General features: G+C 72.6%; 15 protein-coding genes. 7 read left to right on the top strand and 8 right to left on the bottom strand.

Going from position 1 to position 17,231, the window contains the following annotated elements; all coding sequences use genetic code 11:
• Window positions 1-101: 101 nt before the first annotated feature.
• The 4 genes from IO24_RS0109935 (at window position 102) to IO24_RS0109920 (ending at window position 4,190) form a co-directional block, all read left to right on the top strand.
• Complete coding sequence (locus IO24_RS0109935; RefSeq protein WP_031134087.1) at window positions 102-1,136, top strand: LacI family DNA-binding transcriptional regulator; 1,035 nt, start codon at window positions 102-104, stop codon at window positions 1,134-1,136.
• A 198-nt stretch (window positions 1,137-1,334) separates the two neighbouring features.
• Window positions 1,335-2,777: a family 43 glycosylhydrolase gene (locus IO24_RS0109930; RefSeq protein WP_031134085.1), complete on the top strand. Its 1,443-nt coding sequence runs from the start codon at window positions 1,335-1,337 to the stop codon at window positions 2,775-2,777.
• Window positions 2,778-2,838: 61 nt separating this feature from the next.
• Entirely contained in the window at window positions 2,839-3,765 is a 927-nt protein-coding gene (locus IO24_RS0109925; protein ID WP_031134084.1) for a polysaccharide pyruvyl transferase family protein, read from the top strand.
• Window positions 3,766-3,869: 104 nt separating this feature from the next.
• Window positions 3,870-4,190 carry a DUF3040 domain-containing protein gene (locus IO24_RS0109920; RefSeq protein WP_031134083.1) on the top strand — a complete coding sequence of 107 codons (321 nt, stop codon included), beginning with the start codon at window positions 3,870-3,872 and terminating at the stop codon, window positions 4,188-4,190.
• A gap of 9 nt (window positions 4,191-4,199) precedes the next feature.
• Here the strand turns inward: IO24_RS0109920 and IO24_RS0109915 are convergent, their stop codons facing one another.
• The 3 genes from IO24_RS0109915 to IO24_RS0109900 all read right to left on the bottom strand — a co-directional run bounded on the left by IO24_RS0109915 (window position 4,200) and on the right by IO24_RS0109900 (window position 7,053).
• On the bottom strand, window positions 4,200-5,177 hold the full coding sequence (locus IO24_RS0109915; RefSeq protein WP_031134082.1) for a glycosyltransferase family 9 protein: 978 nt from the start codon (window positions 5,175-5,177) through the stop codon (window positions 4,200-4,202).
• 278 nt (window positions 5,178-5,455) lie between these two features.
• On the bottom strand, window positions 5,456-6,055 hold the full coding sequence (locus IO24_RS0109905; RefSeq protein WP_031134081.1) for a D-glycero-alpha-D-manno-heptose-1,7-bisphosphate 7-phosphatase: 600 nt from the start codon (window positions 6,053-6,055) through the stop codon (window positions 5,456-5,458).
• Window positions 6,052-7,053 carry a glycosyltransferase gene (locus IO24_RS0109900; RefSeq protein ID WP_031134079.1) on the bottom strand — a complete coding sequence of 334 codons (1,002 nt, stop codon included), beginning with the start codon at window positions 7,051-7,053 and terminating at the stop codon, window positions 6,052-6,054. Before IO24_RS0109900 ends, IO24_RS0109905 begins: the two co-directional genes overlap by 4 nt.
• Before the next feature lie 167 nt (window positions 7,054-7,220).
• Here IO24_RS0109900 and IO24_RS0109895 point away from each other — a divergent pair, with 167 nt between their 5' ends.
• Both IO24_RS0109895 and IO24_RS0109890 read left to right on the top strand, forming a co-directional pair.
• On the top strand, window positions 7,221-7,988 hold the full coding sequence (locus IO24_RS0109895; protein WP_045296282.1) for a polysaccharide deacetylase family protein: 768 nt from the start codon (window positions 7,221-7,223) through the stop codon (window positions 7,986-7,988).
• 28 nt (window positions 7,989-8,016) lie between these two features.
• On the top strand, window positions 8,017-8,457 hold the full coding sequence (locus IO24_RS0109890; protein ID WP_031134075.1) for a hypothetical protein: 441 nt from the start codon (window positions 8,017-8,019) through the stop codon (window positions 8,455-8,457).
• 37 nt (window positions 8,458-8,494) lie between these two features.
• On the opposite strand, the gene IO24_RS0109885 is transcribed toward IO24_RS0109890, so the two are convergent.
• The 5 genes from IO24_RS0109885 to IO24_RS0109865 all read right to left on the bottom strand — a co-directional run bounded on the left by IO24_RS0109885 (window position 8,495) and on the right by IO24_RS0109865 (window position 15,135).
• Window positions 8,495-9,646: an XdhC family protein gene (locus IO24_RS0109885; protein ID WP_031134073.1), complete on the bottom strand. Its 1,152-nt coding sequence runs from the start codon at window positions 9,644-9,646 to the stop codon at window positions 8,495-8,497.
• A 47-nt stretch (window positions 9,647-9,693) separates the two neighbouring features.
• A complete protein-coding gene (locus tag IO24_RS0109880) occupies window positions 9,694-11,151 on the bottom strand; it encodes an NCS2 family permease (RefSeq protein WP_031134071.1) in 1,458 nt (485 codons plus the stop codon).
• 110 nt (window positions 11,152-11,261) lie between these two features.
• Window positions 11,262-13,661 carry a xanthine dehydrogenase family protein molybdopterin-binding subunit gene (locus tag IO24_RS0109875; protein WP_031134069.1) on the bottom strand — a complete coding sequence of 800 codons (2,400 nt, stop codon included), beginning with the start codon at window positions 13,659-13,661 and terminating at the stop codon, window positions 11,262-11,264.
• 2 nt (window positions 13,662-13,663) lie between these two features.
• Entirely contained in the window at window positions 13,664-14,245 is a 582-nt protein-coding gene (locus tag IO24_RS0109870) for a (2Fe-2S)-binding protein (protein WP_031134067.1), read from the bottom strand.
• On the bottom strand, window positions 14,245-15,135 hold the full coding sequence (locus IO24_RS0109865; protein WP_031134065.1) for an FAD binding domain-containing protein: 891 nt from the start codon (window positions 15,133-15,135) through the stop codon (window positions 14,245-14,247). The genes IO24_RS0109870 and IO24_RS0109865 overlap by 1 nt, the downstream gene beginning before the upstream one ends.
• A 378-nt stretch (window positions 15,136-15,513) precedes the next feature.
• On the opposite strand from IO24_RS0109865, the gene IO24_RS0109860 reads away from it, so the two are divergent.
• On the top strand, window positions 15,514-17,187 hold the full coding sequence (locus tag IO24_RS0109860; protein WP_031134063.1) for a PucR family transcriptional regulator: 1,674 nt from the start codon (window positions 15,514-15,516) through the stop codon (window positions 17,185-17,187).
• The last annotated feature ends 44 nt before the right edge of the window (window positions 17,188-17,231 follow it).

The following is a 17,231-nucleotide window of genomic DNA, read 5'->3' as shown; positions in this document are numbered from 1 at the left end:
GGGCAAGAATCAGGTGAGACAGCGCTGTCGGCGACAGGCGTCCGATGCGGCGTCGCTGTGCTAGCGTCCGGCGCATGCCACCAGGTCAGCGACACCCCACGATGGCTGACGTAGCGGAACGCGCCGGGGTCTCCACCTCCACGGTCTCGCGCACCCTGCGCGGCCTGTCCACCGTCTCGCCCGAGGTCCGTGCCCGGGTCGAACAGGCCGCCCGGGAGCTGGACTTCGCCGTCTCCCGCCATGCCGCGAGTCTGGTGACGGGCAGGACCCGCAACGTCGCGGTGCTCGTGCCCACGCTCGACTCGTGGTTCATGGGCGCGGCCCTGTCGGGTCTCGCCCTCGTCCTGCGGGCGGCCGGCATGGAACTGACGGTGTATGTGATCCCCGGCATGGCCGAGCGCACCGCGTTCTTCGAGCGTCTCCCGGCCCGGCGCAACGCGGACGCGCTGCTGGTGTTCTCCTTCGACCTGACCGAGGAGGAGACGGCCCGGCTGGACGACCTCGCCATGCCGGTCGTCTACGTCAGCCAGCACGTCGCAGGCCGCCCCAGCGTCTACGTCGACGACGTGGCCGGCGCCGTGCACGGCACCCGGCATCTGCTGAACCTCGGCCACCGCCGGATCGCCCATGTGCGGACGGTGGGTGCCGACGGCTTCTCCTTCAGCTCTCAGGAGCGGCTGACCGGCTACCGGCAGGCGCTGACCGAGGCGGGCCTGCCCCTGGACGACGACCTGGTGGTCGACACCCCGCCGGGCGACAAGCGGGGTGCCGCCGAGGCGGTCGGCAGGCTGCTGGGCCTGCGGGAGCCGCCCACCGCGGTCTTCGCCGAGCAGGACGAGGTGGCCGTCGCCGTCATCTGGACGCTGCGCGCGACACGGATCGAGGTGCCCGGGCAGATGTCGGTCGCCGGCTTCGACGACCAGCCGGTGGCGCAGTGGTTCGACCTGACCACCGTGGCCCAGTCGCCCTCACGGATCGGCCGGGAGGCCGGTGAGCTGGCCCTGTCGCTCATCGACGAGCCGGACGCGGACCGGGAGCGGCACCTCGTGCTGCCGACCCATGTGATCCCCCGGGCCACCACCGCCCCACCGCCGGCCCCGCGGAACGCACCGGAGTCCCGGCTGCCGCCGGACTGACGGAGATCCCGGCGCCTCGGCGGACGCTCCTGCCCGGGCACGGCCGAAATCGATGCCCTGGCCTGTGACGGCGCCGGTCGCTCCCGCGGGTCACGTCTGCCCGAACCGTTGACGACGGTAGGAGCCCCCCTTATCTTCTGACCACTTCATGGTCGAATCCACGAACTGCGTTCGAAATGACGGACAGAGGAGAACCCCTTGAGACGCATGGCCGTTCGGTTGCTTCTGGCGGTCCTCATGGCCCTCGCGACCTGCCTCGCGGGAGCGCCCGCCCGGGCCGCCGTGCCCGACTCCCCCGCCGTCACCTACACCAACCCCATCGCCGAGAAGCGGGCCGACCCGCACATCTTCAAGCACACCGACGGCTACTACTACTTCACCGCGACCGTCCCCGAGTACGACCGGATCGTGCTGCGCCGGGCGACCACCGTCCAGGGGCTGAAGACGGCCACCGAGACCACCATCTGGACCAAGCACGCCAGCGGTGTGATGGGCGCCCACATCTGGGCGCCGGAGATCCACTTCATCGACGGCAAGTGGTACGTGTACTTCGCCGCCGGCGCCACCGACGACGTGTGGGCGATCCGGATGTATGTCCTGGAGGGCACCGGAGCCAACCCGCTGACCGCCTCCTGGACGGAGAAGGGCCAGATCAAGACCCAGTGGGAGAGCTTCTCGCTCGACGCCACGACCTTCGTCGTGGGCGGCGTGCGCTACCTGGCCTGGGCACAGCGCGACCCGTCCGTGAACAACAACACCGACATCTACCTCGCGAAGATGGCCAACCCCTGGACGATCACCGGCACTCCGGTGATGCTGTCGCGGCCCACCCACTCCTGGGAGACCGTCGGCTTCAAGGTCAACGAGGGCCCGGCGGTGATCCAGCGCGGCGGCAAGGTCTTCATGACGTACTCCGCGAGCGCCACCGACGCCAACTACTGCCTGGGCATGCTCACCGCCTCCGCGAGCGCGAACCTGCTCAGCCAGGCGTCCTGGAGCAAGAGCCCCACCCCGGTGTTCACCAGCAGCGCCGCGACCAGCCAGTACGGCCCGGGCCACAACTCCTTCACGGTCTCCGAGGACGGCAAGAGCGACATCCTCGTCTACCACGACCGCAGCTACAAGGACATCACCGGCGACCCCCTCAACGATCCCAACCGGCGCACCCGCGTGCAGAAGGTGTACTGGAACGCCGACGGCACCCCGAACTTCGGCATCCCCGTGGCCGACGGGGTCACCCCGCAGCGCTTCTCCTCGTACAACGTCCCGGACCGGTTCGTCCGGCACTACGACTACCGGGCCCGGATCGAGGCGAACGTCACCAAGCTCGCCGACTCGCAGTTCCGCGTCGTGCCGGGCCTCGCCGGCAGCGGCACCGTCTCGCTGGAGTCGGCCAACTTCCCCGGCTCCTACCTGCGGCACAGAAACTTCGAGGTGTGGCTCGAGAAGAACGACGGCAGCGCGCAGTTCGCGTCCGACGCGACGTTCCGGCGGCGGGCCGGACTCGCGGACCCGGCCGGCGTGTCGTACGAGTCCCACAACTACCCGGGGCGATACGTCCGCCACTGGGAGTACCTGCTGAACGTGCAGGCGGTGAGCACGGCCACCGACCGGGCGGACGCCACCTTCTACGCCCAGTGACGGCACGGTAAATGCGCGTAATGCCCTGAATGTCTTCCCGGTGGGCGGGCACTCAGGGCATGTGCACACACAAGAGGGCAAGCGACCGCGCAGGGTGCTGCTCACCGGCTGGTTCAGCTTCCGCGACAGGGAGGCGACCGCCGGGGACGTGCTGGCCCTGCGCCGGGTGGAGGACGTGCTGCGGGGGACGGGCATCCCCTACGACGTCGCCTGGAGTCCCCGTTTCCGTCCGGAGGCGCTGCATCTGGACCGGCTGTGGCCCGAGGACTACACCCACCTGGTGTTCGTGTGCGGCCCGCTGCACGGGCCGCAGGTGGAGGAGCTGCACCGGCGGTTCGCGCACTGCGTGCGGATCGCCGTCGGCACCTCGGTGATCGACCCCGGCAGCGCGGCCGTGACCGGCTTCCACCGGGTGCTGCCCCGCGACGGGCCGGACAGCGAGCCGGTGGAGGACCTCGCGGCCCGCGCCCCGGACGTGCCGGCGCGGCCCGTCGTCGGGGTGATCCTCGCCCACGGGCAGCAGGAGTACGGGCAGCTGCGGCGGCACGGGCAGGTCGCCGAGGAGGTGACGCGCTGGCTGGCCGGGAAGGACTGCGGGCGGCTGGAGCTGGAGACCAGGCTGGACACGCACGACTGGCATCTGAGCGCGACGCCCGCACAGCTGCAGTCCGTGCTGGCCCGGCTGGACCTCGTCGTCACCGACCGGCTGCACGGGCTGGTGATCGCGCTGCGGGTCGGTACGCCGGTGCTGGCCGTCGACCCGGTCGCGGGCGGCGCCAAGCTGACCGCGCAGGCCCGTGCCTGCGGCTGGCCCGCGCTGGTGCCCGCCGAGCGGCTGGACGTGCGGCAGTTGGACCGCTGGTGGGACTGGTGCCTGACCGGCGGCAGGGTGACCGCGCGGCAGATCCGCGACGGGTTCCGCGAGGGCTCCGTGCCGGACAGCGCGGACCGGCTCGTCGAGGCGCTGGCGCGGCCGGTGCCGGGTTAGCGCGGGCGCACCACGGGGCACCCGCTTGTACGTCCCCCGCTTTACTTCCCCTGCCGCACGTCCCCCTGGAGGAGAGACGGTCCGGCCGCCCGGAAGGAGAGAGCGTGTCCATCGGCCGACTTCCCGAGAACGAGCAGCGCATCCTCGACGAGATGGAACGCGCCCTGCGCCGCGACCGTCGCCTCGCCCGCAGGCTGCGCACCCACCGAGTGAGCCGCCGCCCCGACCCCGCCCGGATCCTGGCCCGCCTGGCCTCCTACCGCCCCCGTGGCATGACCGTGGCGGTCCTGCTCGCGGTGTCGGCCGGGCTGATGGTGGCCGGGATCGTCACGTCCGAGCCCGGTGTGATCTGGGCGTTCGCCGCGCTGTGGCCCCTGACGATGTTCGCCGCGTTCCGGCTGTTGTGCCGGTGGTGCGGGAGCTGAACGCGGTCGCTACGGCGGCGGGGCGCCGGGCAGTTCGCCGACGGCCCGCACGACGTCCCCGACGCTGATGCGCAGGAGCGCCGGGTCGGGCCGACGACCGTGCGGGTCGCCCTCCGGGCCGTACCACAGGGCGCGGTGGCGCGGGTCGGGCGGCGGGCCCCAGCGGCTCGGCGCGACCGGGCCGAACAGGGTGACGGAGCACGTGCCGTGGGCGACCGCGAGGTGGGCGATGCCGGTGTCGCCGCTGATCACGGCGTAGGCGCCGGCGATCAGGGCGGACAGTCGTTCGAAGGGCAGGCCGCCGCCGAACACGTCGGTGTCCGGCAGGCCGGCCTGCTTGGCGAGCCGGGCCACCAGGTCGCCCTCGGCGGGGCCGCCGGTCACCACGGCCCGCAGGCCCCGGGCGCGCAGGCCGGCCGCGACGGCCGCGTACCGCTCGACGGGCCAGCAGCGCGCGGGTGCCCCGGCGCCGGGATGCAGCACGACCGCGCCGGGCGCCGGGGACGCTACCCGCGGACGGGGCAGCAGCAGATCGCCCGGGTCGGCGGCGATGCCGTACGCCCGCAGCAGCCGGCACCAGCGCTCGCGTTCGTGCTCCTCCGGGTACCAGGGCGGGCCGTCGATGCCGGGCAGGTCCGGGTGGGCGAAGGCGAGCAGCCTCAGCGGGCGCAGACCCAGGAGCAGCCGGTGGCTGGGCGGGCCGTTGCCGTGCAGGTCGACGGCGACGTCCGGGGGCGGGCCGGTCCAGTCGAGCGTGCGCGGCACGGCCCGGCCGTGGGCGGAGGCGGGCAGCAGGCGGTCCACGGCCCCGGTCGCCGCCGCGAGCGCCCCGAACTCGGCGGGCGCCGCCAGAACGAGTTCGTGCTCCGGGTGGGCCCGCCGCAGGGCACGCAGCGCGGGAACACCGGCGAGGAGATCACCGAGCCCGAGCGCACGCAGCACGAGGAGACGGGGGCGTACGGCCTGGGCTGTCCGATCCGGAGTCATACCAGCAGCCTGCCGTGCGCGCCCCGGACCCGCCGCCGCAAGCCCGCTCATCGGGTGCAGCAGAGCTCGTCCGCGGCCGGGTCGGCGAGGGCGGTGTCGACGTCGAGATGGGCCTGGCCGACGTGGGTCAACTCCTCGGCGGCCAGGAGCACGGCCCTGTGCCGCACCGGCCGCCGAAGGGGCCCGCCAGGGGCCCCGCGGCAGCCCGCACAACGGCTACCGCCCAGCTCCCCAGCGACCGGCTCGGCGAAAGCCGCAGCCCCGTGCCGAACCGGCCCTCACAGAGGCCTGCCCGGTCCCGGGTCAGCGGTGAACGCCTCCTGGATGGGGCGTTCGTCGGCGAGGACGCGGCCCTTCGGCGGTCCGTCCAGCAGCGCGCGGACGGCGGTGAGCAGGTCCGGGGCGACGTGGTCGGCCCGCGTGGTCTCCTCGGGGCGGGTCTGCGCGTTCGGGACGAGGATGCCGTGGGCGCCCGCCCGGCGCGCGGCCTCCGCGTCGGCGGCGGTCGAGCCGATCACGACGAGTTCGGCGGGCCCGGTGCAGATCCGTCCGCCCGCCCACAGCAGCATGCCGGGCTGGGGCCTGCGGCAGTGGCAGCCGTCGTCGGGGGCGTGCGGGCAGACGGCGAACACGTCGAAGGGGCCGAGGAGTTCGTCGACGCGGTGGTTGACGCGGCGGACGTCGGCGTCGGTGAGCAGTCCGCGCGCGACACCGGGCTGATCGGTGACGACGCCGGTGCGGATGCCGTGCCCGCGCAGTCGGGCGAGTGCCTCGCGGGCGCCCTCGACGGGGCGTACGCGGTCGGGGTCGGCATTGTTCGGGACGTCCTCGACGAGCGTGCCGTCGCGGTCGAACAGCACGGCCTTCACCGGGCTCACGGGGTGGCCTCCTCCTGCCAGGCGGGGGTGTGACGGTGGCGCCAGGCACCGGCCAGCCGGTGCCAGGTCGCGGTGGGCGGGATCAGCACGCTGGTCGCCAGCATCGTCGCCACCTCGTGGCGGGTGCGCGGGCCGGGCACGATGCGGGCGCGGGCGAACTCCGCCGTGCCGGCCGCCCAGCCGAGCGCGCAGGCCGTCGCGGCCCGGCCGTGCCCGGTGGCGGCGAGGGCGCACGCGGCGACCCCGGCGGTCGTGATGGCCGTGTGGGTGCGGATCCGGCCGCGCGGCGCGACGGCCTTGTCCCACCAGTCGGGGCCGTGCAGATGCCGCATGAGGGCGTCGTCGGCGTTGCCGCGCTGCTGGCGCACGGACACCCAGCGGGAGGCGGAGCGCACGGGGTGGCGGGTGGTGCGGCGGCCCTGCCGGATGCGCCAGCCCGAGTCGAGGACGCGCAGCGCGAGGTCCGCGTCCTCGCGGAAGGCGCGCCGGAAGCGTTCGTCGAAGCCGCCGACCCGCTTGAGGACGTCCGTGCGGTAGGCCATGTCGGCGGTGACCCAGTGGGCCCGGACGAGGCCGGCGGTGCCGCGTTCCCAGTCGGTGGGGCGGCGTTCGCCGGGCAGCTGCACGGCGAGGACGCCCTGGACGCCCGCGGTGTCGTGGGGCGCCTCGGCGAGGTCCTCGGCCAGCTGGTCGCACCAGCGGGGCCCCACCTGGACGTCGTCGTCGAGGAACACGGTCCACGGTGTGTGGACGGCGCGCAGCCCGGTGTTGCGGGCGGCGGCGGGCCCACGACCGCCGCCGCCCAGCACGGTGGTCCGCTCCCGCAAGTCCCCGAGAACGCTCAACGGGTGCTGCAGCGGCCCGCGTTCGCGATCGGTCCGGTCGTCGACGAGGACGATCTCCTCGGGTCGGGGCCCGGTCGCGGCGGCGAGCGCGGCGAGACAGTCGGCGAGGGTGTCCGGTACGAGGGTGGGGATCACGACGGCATACGGGGTCATGCGGGCGGGTCCTCCCTCCGGCGGCGTGCGCGGACTACGGTGCTGGCGAGTGCCGCGGTACGGCTCGCTCAAACACCAGGTCAGGCCGCCAGGGAACGCCTCGGCGACTATAAACCGCGCGTATACACGCGATGTATAGTCCCGGCATGCCTTCTCTGACCAAGAAGATGAAGAAAACGGGGACCGCGTTCCGGACAGCCGGAACGCTCGCGGCTACCGCCGCCCTCACCCTCGCCCTGAGCGGCTGCACGGGGGCCGACACCACGGCCCCCAGCGCCGTCCGGGCCCGCCCGGCCACGGACGTGCAGGCGGCCCGCTTCGGTACCGTCGACTGCCGCGAGGCCAAGTGCATCGCGCTCACCTTCGACGCCGGGCCGAGCGAGCACTCCGCGCGGCTGCTGGACATCCTGAAGGACAAGCAGGTCCCGGCGACCTTCTTCCTGCTCGGCGAGCGGCACATCGAGAAGTACCCGGAGCTGGTGCGGCGCATGGCCGACGAGGGCCACGAGGTGGCCAGCCACACCTGGGACCACAAGATCCTGACGAAGCTGAGACCCGAGGAGATACGCGAGGAGCTGGAACGCCCCAACGAGGAGATAGAGCGTCTCACCGGCCGGCGCCCCACCCTGATGCGCCCGCCGCAGGGCCGCACCGACGACACCGTGCACGCCATCTGCCGCGAACTGGGCCTGTCCGAGGTGCTGTGGAGCGTGACGGCCAAGGACTACGCGACGACCGACTCCGCCCTGATCACCCGCCGCGTCCTCGCCCAGTCCTCCCGGGACGGGATCATCCTCCTGCACGACATCTACGACGGCACGGTGCCGGCGGTACCGGGGATCATCGACGCGCTGAAGGAACGCGGCTACGTCTTCGTGACCGTGCCCCAGCTCCTGGCACCGGGGAAGGCGGAGCCGGGCGAGGTGTACCGCTGACGCGCCGCCGGTTCCCTACGATCGAGGGGTGGCGAACTTCCTGCTCGAACGCACCGTCCCGCTCCCCCTCGACGAGGCCTGGCGGCGGATCACGCGGTGGCCGCGGCACGGTGAGGCGGTGCCGCTGACGGCCGTCAGGGTGGTGCCGCCCGGACCGACGCGCGAGGGCACTCTCGTCGTGGCCCGCTCGGGTGCCGGGCCGCTGGCCTTCGACGACCCGATGGAGGTCACGGTGTGGCAGCCCCCGGAGGACGGGGCCGCGGGGCTGTGCCGGCTGGAGAAGCGGGGCCGTGTGGTGCTGGGGTGGGCCGAACTGGAAGTGCGGCCCGGACCGGGGGGCCGTGCGCGGGTGATCTGGCGGGAGCAGATCCGGGTCCGCTTTCTGCCGTCGCTCTTCGACGGTGCGGTGCGGCGCTCCTCGCGGTACGTGTTCGGGCGGACCCTGAACCGCCTGCTCCGACAGCCCTGACACACCGGCCGCCGACGGGTCGTCTCCCGACGGGGCCTCAGGCCACCGACCCGATCCGCCCCACCGCCTTCGACTCCGGCTCGTGGTGGATCGGCGTGTGCGCCCCGGTCAGCGAGACCCCGCTGCCGCCACGCCGGACGGCGACGATCTCCGACGCGATCGACAGGGCCGTCTCCTCGGGCGTACGGGCCCCGAGGTCCAGGCCGATCGGCGAATGCAGCCGGCTCAACTCCAGCTCGGTGACGCCGACTTCCCGTAGGCGTGCGCTGCGGTCCAGGTGGGTGCGCCGGGAGCCCATGGCACCGACGTACGCCACGGGCAGCCGCAGCGCCAGTTTCAGCAGGGGGACGTCGAACTTGGCGTCGTGGGTCAGCACGCACAGCACCGTCCGGCCGTCGGCGTCCGTGCGCTCCAGGTACCGGTGGGGCCAGTCGACGACGATCTCGTCGGCCTCCGGGAAACGGGCCCGGGTCGCGAAGACGGGGCGCGCGTCGCACACGGTGACGTGGTAGCCGAGGAACTTGCCCACGCGGACCAGGGCGGAGGCGAAGTCGATCGCGCCGAACACGATCATGCGGGGTGCGGGGACCGAGGACTCGACCAGGACCGTGAGGGGTGCTCCGCAGCGTGAGCCCCGCTCGCCGATCTCCAGGGTGCCGGTGCGTCCGGCGTCCAGGAAGGCGCCGGCCTCGGCGGCGACCGTGCGGTCCAGTTCCGGGTGGGCGCCGAAGCCGCCTTCGTGGGAACCGTCGGGGCGGACCAGCAGGGCCCGGCCCGTCAGTTCGCGCGGGCCCGACACGATCCGCGCCACCGCCGCCGCCTCCCCTCGGGCGGCGGCGGTGAGCGCGGACGCGACCACCGGGCGGACCGGGTCGGCGGCCCGTACCGGGGTGACCAGGATGTCGATGACGCCGCCGCAGGTCAGACCTACGGCGAAGGCGTCGTCGTCGCTGTATCCGAAGCGTTCCAGGACGGTGTCGCCGTCCCGCAGCGCCTGCTCGCACAGGTCGTAGACCGCGCCCTCCACGCAGCCGCCGGAGACCGAGCCGATCGCCGTGCCGTCGGCGTCCACCGCGAGCGCGGCGCCGGGCTGCCGGGGCGCGCTGCCGCCGACGGCCACCACGGTGGCCACGGCGAAGTCACGGCCCTGCTCGGTCCACCGGTTCAGCTCCTCGGCGATGTCCAGCATCTGTCTCGGTCTCCTTGAGGCTGCGGCGTCAGGGCTGTCGCGGGGCGTCAGTGGACGCCCAGCCAGCTCTCGATCGGGTTGAGGGCGAAGTAGACGAGGAAGACCGCCGTGAGGATCCACATGAAGGCGCCGATCTCGCGCACCTTGCCCTGGGCGGTCTTGACGGCGACGTAGGAGATGACGCCCGCGGCGACGCCGGTGGTGATGGTGTAGGTGAAGGGCATCAGCACGACGGTGAGGAACACCGGGACGGCGGTGGCCCGGTCGGCCCAGTCCACGTGCCGGGCGTTCATCAGCATCATGGCGCCGATGACGACGAGGGCGGCGGCCGCGACCTCCGACGGCACGATCGCGGTGAGAGGGGTGAAGAACAGGCAGGCCGCGAAGAACAGGCCCGTGACCACGGAGGCCAGGCCGGTGCGGGCGCCCTCACCGACACCCGTGGCCGATTCGATGAACACCGTCTGGCCGGAGCCGCCCGACACACCGCCGATCGCGCCGCCGGCCCCGTCGACGAACAGCGCCTTGGACAGGCCCGGCATGCGGCCCTTGTCGTCGGCGAGTTTCGCCTCGGTGCCGACGCCGATGATGGTGGCCATCGCGTCGAAGAACCCGGCGAGCACCAGCGTGAAGACGATCATGCCGACCGTCATGGCGCCGACCTCGCCCCAGCCGCCGAACTCGACGTCCCCGAAGAGCGAGAAGTCGGGCATGGAGACGGCACTGCCGTGCAGTTCGGGCGCGCCGCCCGCCCACTGCTTGGGGTCGATGACGCCGGCGGCGTTGAGGATCGCCGCGACGACCGTGCCGCCGACGATGCCGATGAGGATGGCGCCCGGGGTGTTCCGGGCCTGGAGCATGAAGATCAGCAGCAGGGTGCCGGCGAAGAGCAGGACGGGCCAGCCGGCCAGTTCGCCCGCCGGGCCGAGCGCGAGGGGTGTGGCCTTGCCCTGGTGCACGAAGCCGGACTTGTAGAAGCCGATGAGGGCGATGAACAGGCCGATGCCCATGGTGATGCCGTGCTTGAGCGCGAGCGGGATCGCGTTCATGATCATCTCACGCAGGCCGGTGACGACCAGCAGCATGATGACCACGCCGTACATCACGCACATGCCCATCGCCTGGGGCCAGGTCATCTCGGGTGCGACCTGGGAGGCGAGGACCCCGGAGACGGAGAGGCCGGCGGCGAGGGCCAGGGGCACCTTGCCGACGAAGCCCATGAGCAGGGTGGTGAAGGCCGCCGCGAACGCGGTCGCGGTGATCAGGGCCGGCTGGGCGAGCGTGGCCCCGGCCGCGTCCTTGCCGGACAGGATCAGGGGGTTGAGCAGGAGGATGTACGCCATCGCCATGAAGGTCGTGATGCCGCCGCGCACTTCACGGGCGACCGTGGACCCTCTGTGGGATATGTGGAAGTACCGGTCGAGCCAGGACCGTCCGGCCGGGACGCGGGTGCCTTCACCCGCGTCTTCGGCTGTGGCCCTCGGCTCCAGTGATTGCTGGGTCATGGGTGCCGTCTCCCAAGTTTCAAAGGGGGTTGGGATGTTCACGACCCGGGGGACGGCCCGAGACGAACAAGGGACCTGGGGGACGGAGTCCCCCAGGGGATCGTGACTGCTCAGCCCACGGAGAGCTGCGTACCCGTCAGGTGCTCGGGCCTCACCGGGGTCCGGTTCAGCTCGAGCCCGGTCGCGTTCCGGATCGCCGCGAGGACGGCCGGGGTCGACGACAGGGTGGGGGCCTCGCCGATGCCGCGCAGCCCGTACGGGGCGTGGTCGTCGGCGAGTTCGAGCACGTCGACGGGGATGGTCGGCGTGTCGAGGATGGTCGGGATCAGGTAGTCGGTGAAGGAGGGGTTCTTGACCTTCGCCGTCTTGGGGTCGACGACGATCTCCTCCATCACCGCCACACCCAGGCCCTGCGTGGTGCCGCCCTGGATCTGGCCGAGCACCGACAGCGGGTTGAGCGCCTTGCCGACGTCCTGGGCGCAGGCCAGTTCGATGACCTTGACCAGACCGAGCTCGGTGTCGACCTCGACGACAGCGCGGTGCGCGGCGAAGGAGTACTGCACATGCCCGTTGCCCTGGCCGGTGCGCAGGTCGAAGGGCTCGGTCGGCCGGTGCCGCCACTCCGCCTCGACCTCCACGGTCTCGCCCTCCAGGACGTCGGCCAGGCCGGCGAGGACCTCACCGCCGTCGGTGACGACCTTGCCGCCCTCCAGGAGCAGCTCGGCCGTCGCCCAGGCCGGGTGGTAGGAGCCGAACTTGCGGCGCCCGATCTCCAGGACCTTCTCGCGGACCAGCTCGCAGGAGTTCTTCACCGCCCCACCCGTGACGTACGTCTGCCGCGAGGCCGACGTCGAACCGGCGCTGCCCACCTGGGTGTCGGCCGGGTGGATGGTCACCTGCGCGACGCCCAGCTCGGTGCGGGCGATCTGCGCGTGGACGGTGACACCGCCCTGGCCGACCTCCGCCATGGCGGTGTGCACGGTGGCGACGGGCTCACCGGCGACGACCTCCATACGCACCTTGGCGGTGGAGTAGTCGTCGAAGCCCTCGGAGAAGCCCACGTTCTTGATGCCGACCGCGTAGCCGACCCCGCGTACGACGCCCTCGCCGTGTGTGGTGTTGGACAGGCCGCCCGGCAGCTGCCGTACGTCGGCGCCCTCGCTGGACTCCCACTGGCGCTCCGGCGGCATCGGCATCGCCTTGACGCGGCGCAGCAGTTCGGCGACCGGGGCCGGGGAGTCGACGGGCTGCCCGGTCGGCAGGAGCGTGCCCTGCTCCATGGCGTTGAGCCGGCGGAACTCCACCGGGTCCATGCCGAGCTTCGCGGCGAGTTTGTCCATCTGCGCCTCGTAGGCGAAGCACGCCTGCACCGCGCCGAAGCCGCGCATGGCGCCGCAGGGCGGGTTGTTGGTGTAGAGGGCGATGGCCTCGATGTCCACGTCCTCGACCACGTACGGGCCGACGGACAGGGAGGAGGCGTTGCCCACGACGGCCGGGGAGGCGGAGGCGTAGGCGCCGCCGTCCAGGACGATCCGGCACTTCAGGTGGGTGAGCTTGCCGTCCTTGGTGGCCCCGTGCTCGTAGTGGAGCTTCGCGGGGTGGCGGTGGACGTGCCCGAAGAACGACTCGAACCGGTTGTAGACGATCTTGACGGGCTTGCCCGTGCGCAGGGCCAGCAGGCAGGCGTGGATCTGCATCGACAGGTCCTCGCGGCCACCGAACGCGCCGCCGACACCGGACAGTGTCATCCGCACCTTGTCCTCGGGCAGGCCGAGCACGGGCGCGATCTGGCGCAGGTCGCTGTGCAGCCACTGGGTGGCGATGTAGAGGTGGACGCCGCCGTCCTCCTCCGGCACGGCGAGGCCGGACTCGGGGCCGAGGAAGGCCTGGTCCTGCATGCCGAAGGTGTACTCGCCCGTGACGATCACGTCGGCCCGCTCGCGCGCCGCCGCCACGTCACCGCGGATGATCGGCTGGCGGTGCACGATGTTGGGGTGCGGGACGTGGCCGGCGTGGTGGTCGTCGCGGTTCTCGTGGATGAGGATCGCGTCCGGTGCGGTCGCGGAGGCCTCGTCGGTGATGACGGGCAGCTCGCGGTAGTCGACCTTGATCTTCGCGGCGGCGCGGCGCGCGGTCTCCGGGTGGTCGGCGGCGACCAGCGCGACCGGCTCGCCGTGGTGGCGGACCTTGCCGTGGGCGAGGACCGGGGTGTCCTGGATCTCCAGCCCGTAGTTCTTCACCGCCGTGGGCAGGTCGTCGTACGTCAGCACGGCGTAGACGCCCGGCATGGCCAGGGCCTCGCCCGTGTCGATGGACACGATCTCGGCGTGCGCGACGGTGGAGCGCAGGATCTGGCCCCAGAGCATGTCCTCGTGCCACATGTCGGACGAGTACGCGAACTCGCCGGTGACCTTGAGGGTGCCGTCGGGCCGCAGCGTGGACTCGCCGATGCCGCCCTTGGTCTGGGACCCCTGGGTGATCTTCGTGGGGGTTCCGCTGGGGGACGCCATGATCAGACCGCCTCTCCCTGCCGGGCGGCCGCCAGGCGAACCGCGTCCATGATCTTCTCGTAGCCGGTGCAGCGGCACAGGTTGCCCGACAGGGCCTCGCGGATGTCCGCGTCGCTCGGGTTCGGGTTGCGCTCCAGCATCTCGTCGGCGGCGACCAGCAGACCCGGCGTGCAGAAGCCGCACTGCACGGCGCCGGCGTCGATGAACGCCTGCTGGACCGGGGACAGTTCGGTGCCCTCGCCGGTGTGCGAGTCGCTGCCCCTGGCCTGCCACCCCTGGGCGTCCTGCAACGGCGTACCGCAGGCGCCGGACGCGCAGCCGCCCTCGGCGCGCTGCTTGGCGAAGTCGGCCAGCCCTTCGACGGTGACGACCTCGCGGCCCTCCACCTGCCCGGCGGCGACCAGGCACGAGCACACCGGCACACCGTCCAGACGGACCGTGCACGAGCCGCACTCGCCCTGCTCGCAGGCGTTCTTCGAACCCGGCAGCCCGAGCCGCTCCCTCAGCACGTACAGCAGGGACTCGCCCTCCCACACGTCGTCGGCTTCCTGCGGACGGCCGTTGACCGTGAAGTTGACGCGCATTACGCAGCTCCCTCGATGGTGCGGCAGGCGCCGCGGTAGGACTCCCAGGTCCAGGTCAGCGTGCGGCGGGCCATGACGCCGACCGCGTGGCGGCGGTAGCTCGCGGTGCCCCGGACGTCGTCGATCGGGTTGCAGGCGGCGGAGCACAGGTCGGCGAACTGCTTGGCGACCGACGGGGTGATGATCTGACCGTTGTCCCAGAAGCCGCCCTCCTCCAGCGCGGCGTTCAGGAACTCCTCGGCGGCCTTGGCCCGAACGGGTGTCGGAGCGGCCGAACCGATCCCGGTTCGCACGGTCCGCGTCTCGGGATGCAGCGCGAGCCCGAAGGCACACACGGCGATGACCATCGCGTTCCTGGTCCCCACTTTGGAGAACTGCTGCGGCCCGTCGGCCTTCTGCACGTGCACGGCGCGGATCAGCTCGTCGGCCGCGAGCGCGTTGCGCTTCACGCCCGTGTAGAACGCGTCGATCGGGATGCGGCGCGTGCCGCGCACCGACTCGACCTCCACCTCGGCGCCCGCGGCGAGCAGGGCGGGGTGGGCGTCGCCGGCCGGGGAGGCGGTGCCGAGGTTGCCGCCGACGCCGCCGCGGTTGCGGATCTGCGGGGAGGCGACCGTGTGCGAGGCGAGGGCGAGGCCCGGCAGTTCGGCGCGCAGGTTCTCCATGATCTTCGTGTACGGCACGGAGGCACCCAGCCGCACGCTCTCCTCGCCGACCTCCCACTCGGAGAGGTCGCCGATGCGGTTCAGGTCCAAGAGGTACTCGGGCCGGCGGTGGTCGAAGTTGATCTCGACCATCACGTCGGTGCCACCCGCAATCGGCACAGCTGTGGGGTGCTCGGCTTTCGCGGCGAGCGCCTCCTCCCAGCTGGCGGGGCGAAGGAAGTCCATGACCGGCTCTCTTCTTCGTCTTCTCGTGGGGCGTTCGGTTTGAGCCAATCCGTGTGCGGCGGTCCCGGCTCTTTCATGTGCTGTTAACGCGTAGTGGCCTCAGTACACAGCGCGCTGCGCCGAGCGAGTCAGTCACGGAAACCATGAAGGAGTTGGCTGGCCAGGACAGGCATCTTGTAGATTCGTATGAACGGAGGCCCACAGAAACCTCCTCGTTCTCCTGTGGAAACGCGCGACACAGCCGCGTGACCTGGGACACAGCTGGGACACGGTCCGGAGGCCGGTGGGCATCGCCCACCAGTCCGACGAACAGGCGTTCCCCGCATACCCCTCCAAGATCCACCATAGATTTCGAGACAAAGAACGGCGGCGACGAGAATGCGGCTGCGCGCACTGCTGGACACCGACGCGCTGGGCCTCAAGCTGCTCGGCGGCGAGGACGAGCTGGACCGCACCGTGCGGGGCGTGATGACCACCGACCTCCGCGACCCCAGCCGCTATCTCGCGGGCGGCGAACTGGTGCTCACCGGCCTGGCCTGGCGCCGGGACGCCGACGACTCGGAGCCGTTCGTCCGGATCCTGGTGCAGGCGGGCGTGACGGCCCTCGCCGCGGGCGAGGCCGAGCTCGGGGACGTACCCGAGGACCTGGTCGTGGCCTGCGCCCGCCATCGCCTCCCGCTCTTCGCGGTGCACGAGTCGGTGGCGTTCGCGACCATCACCGAACACGTCGTACGGCAGGTGTCCGGCGAGCGCGCCGGAGACCTGGCCGCGGTCGTCGACCGCCACCGCCGGATGATGACCTCGGGCCCGGCGGGCGGCGGCCCCGACGTGGTCCTGGACCTGCTCGGCACGGACCTGGACCTGCGGGCCTGGGTCCTCTCCCCCACCGGCCGCCTGATCGCGGGCTCGAAGGCGGCGGGCCCCGCCCTGCCGGCCGGGACGTGCGCCCGGCTCGCGGGAGAACACCTGGCCGCCACCCGCACGGGCCGCCGCGGCCCCCACCGCGCCGTCCTGGGCGCCACCACGTACTCCCTGTTCCCGGTCCGCTCCGCGGGCCGCTCCCCGCAGCCGGCCAGGGACGTCCGCGAGACCGTCCTGTCGGACTGGCTGCTGGCCGTCGAGGCGGACGCCGGGGACTGGCCCGAGGAGCGCCTGGACCTGCTCTACGGCGTCACCCAGCTGATCGCGGTCGAGCGGGACCGCCGCGACGCGGCCCGTTCGGTCCGCCGCCGCCTGGCCCAGGAGGTCCTGGAACTGGTCCAGACGGGCGCCGCGCCCGCCGAGATCGCCGCCCGGCTGCGCGTCGCGGCACCGGTGCTGCTGCCCGGCCTGGGCGCCGCGCCGCACTGGCAGGTGGTCGTGGCCCGCGTCGACTGGGACGGCGAGGAGATCGAGGCCGGCCCGGTGGCGCAGGCCCTGCTGGAGGAGGTCCTCGTCGACCCCGCGGCGGCCGGGCCGGAGCACTCCGACCGCATCGCCGTCGCCCACACCGGCGACGAGGCCATCGCGCTGGTGCCCCTCCCGGCCGTCTCGACGGAGCACGACGGCTCGGAGGCGGGCATCCTCGCGGACACGCTCCTGGAATCGGTCCGGGACCCCCTCACGGCGGGCCTCGACGACGACGGACGGCTCACCCTCGGCGTCAGCGCGGCCGTCCACTCGGCGGAGGGGCTGCGCGGCGCGCTGGAGGAGGCCCGCCACGCCCGCCGCGTCGCCGCGGCCCGCCCGGGCCGGGTCTGCGCGGCGGGCCACCAGGAGCTGGCGTCGCACGTCCTGCTGCTGCCCTTCGTCCCGGACGACGTCCGCCGGGCCTTCACGGCCCGACTCCTGGACCCCCTGCGCGACTACGACCGACGCCACCGCGCCGAGCTGATCCCCACCCTGGAGGCGTTCCTCGCCTGCGACGGGTCCTGGACCCGCTGCGCCGCCCGTCTGCACCTGCACGTCAACACGCTGCGCTACCGGGTCGGCCGGATCGAGCAGTTGACGGGCCGTGACCTGTCGCGGCTCGAGGACAAGCTGGATTTCTTCCTGGCACTGCGCATGAGCTGAGATTCGGGGGTGTCCCGGTCCAAACCCGGGACACCCCCGAGTCC

This window comes from Streptomyces flavovariabilis (assembly GCF_000725785.1).
GTDB classification, from domain to species: Bacteria; Actinomycetota; Actinomycetes; order Streptomycetales; family Streptomycetaceae; genus Streptomyces; species Streptomyces hawaiiensis.
Note: the sequence above shows the minus strand (reverse complement) of the source record. Positions and strands in the feature narration are given on the sequence as shown.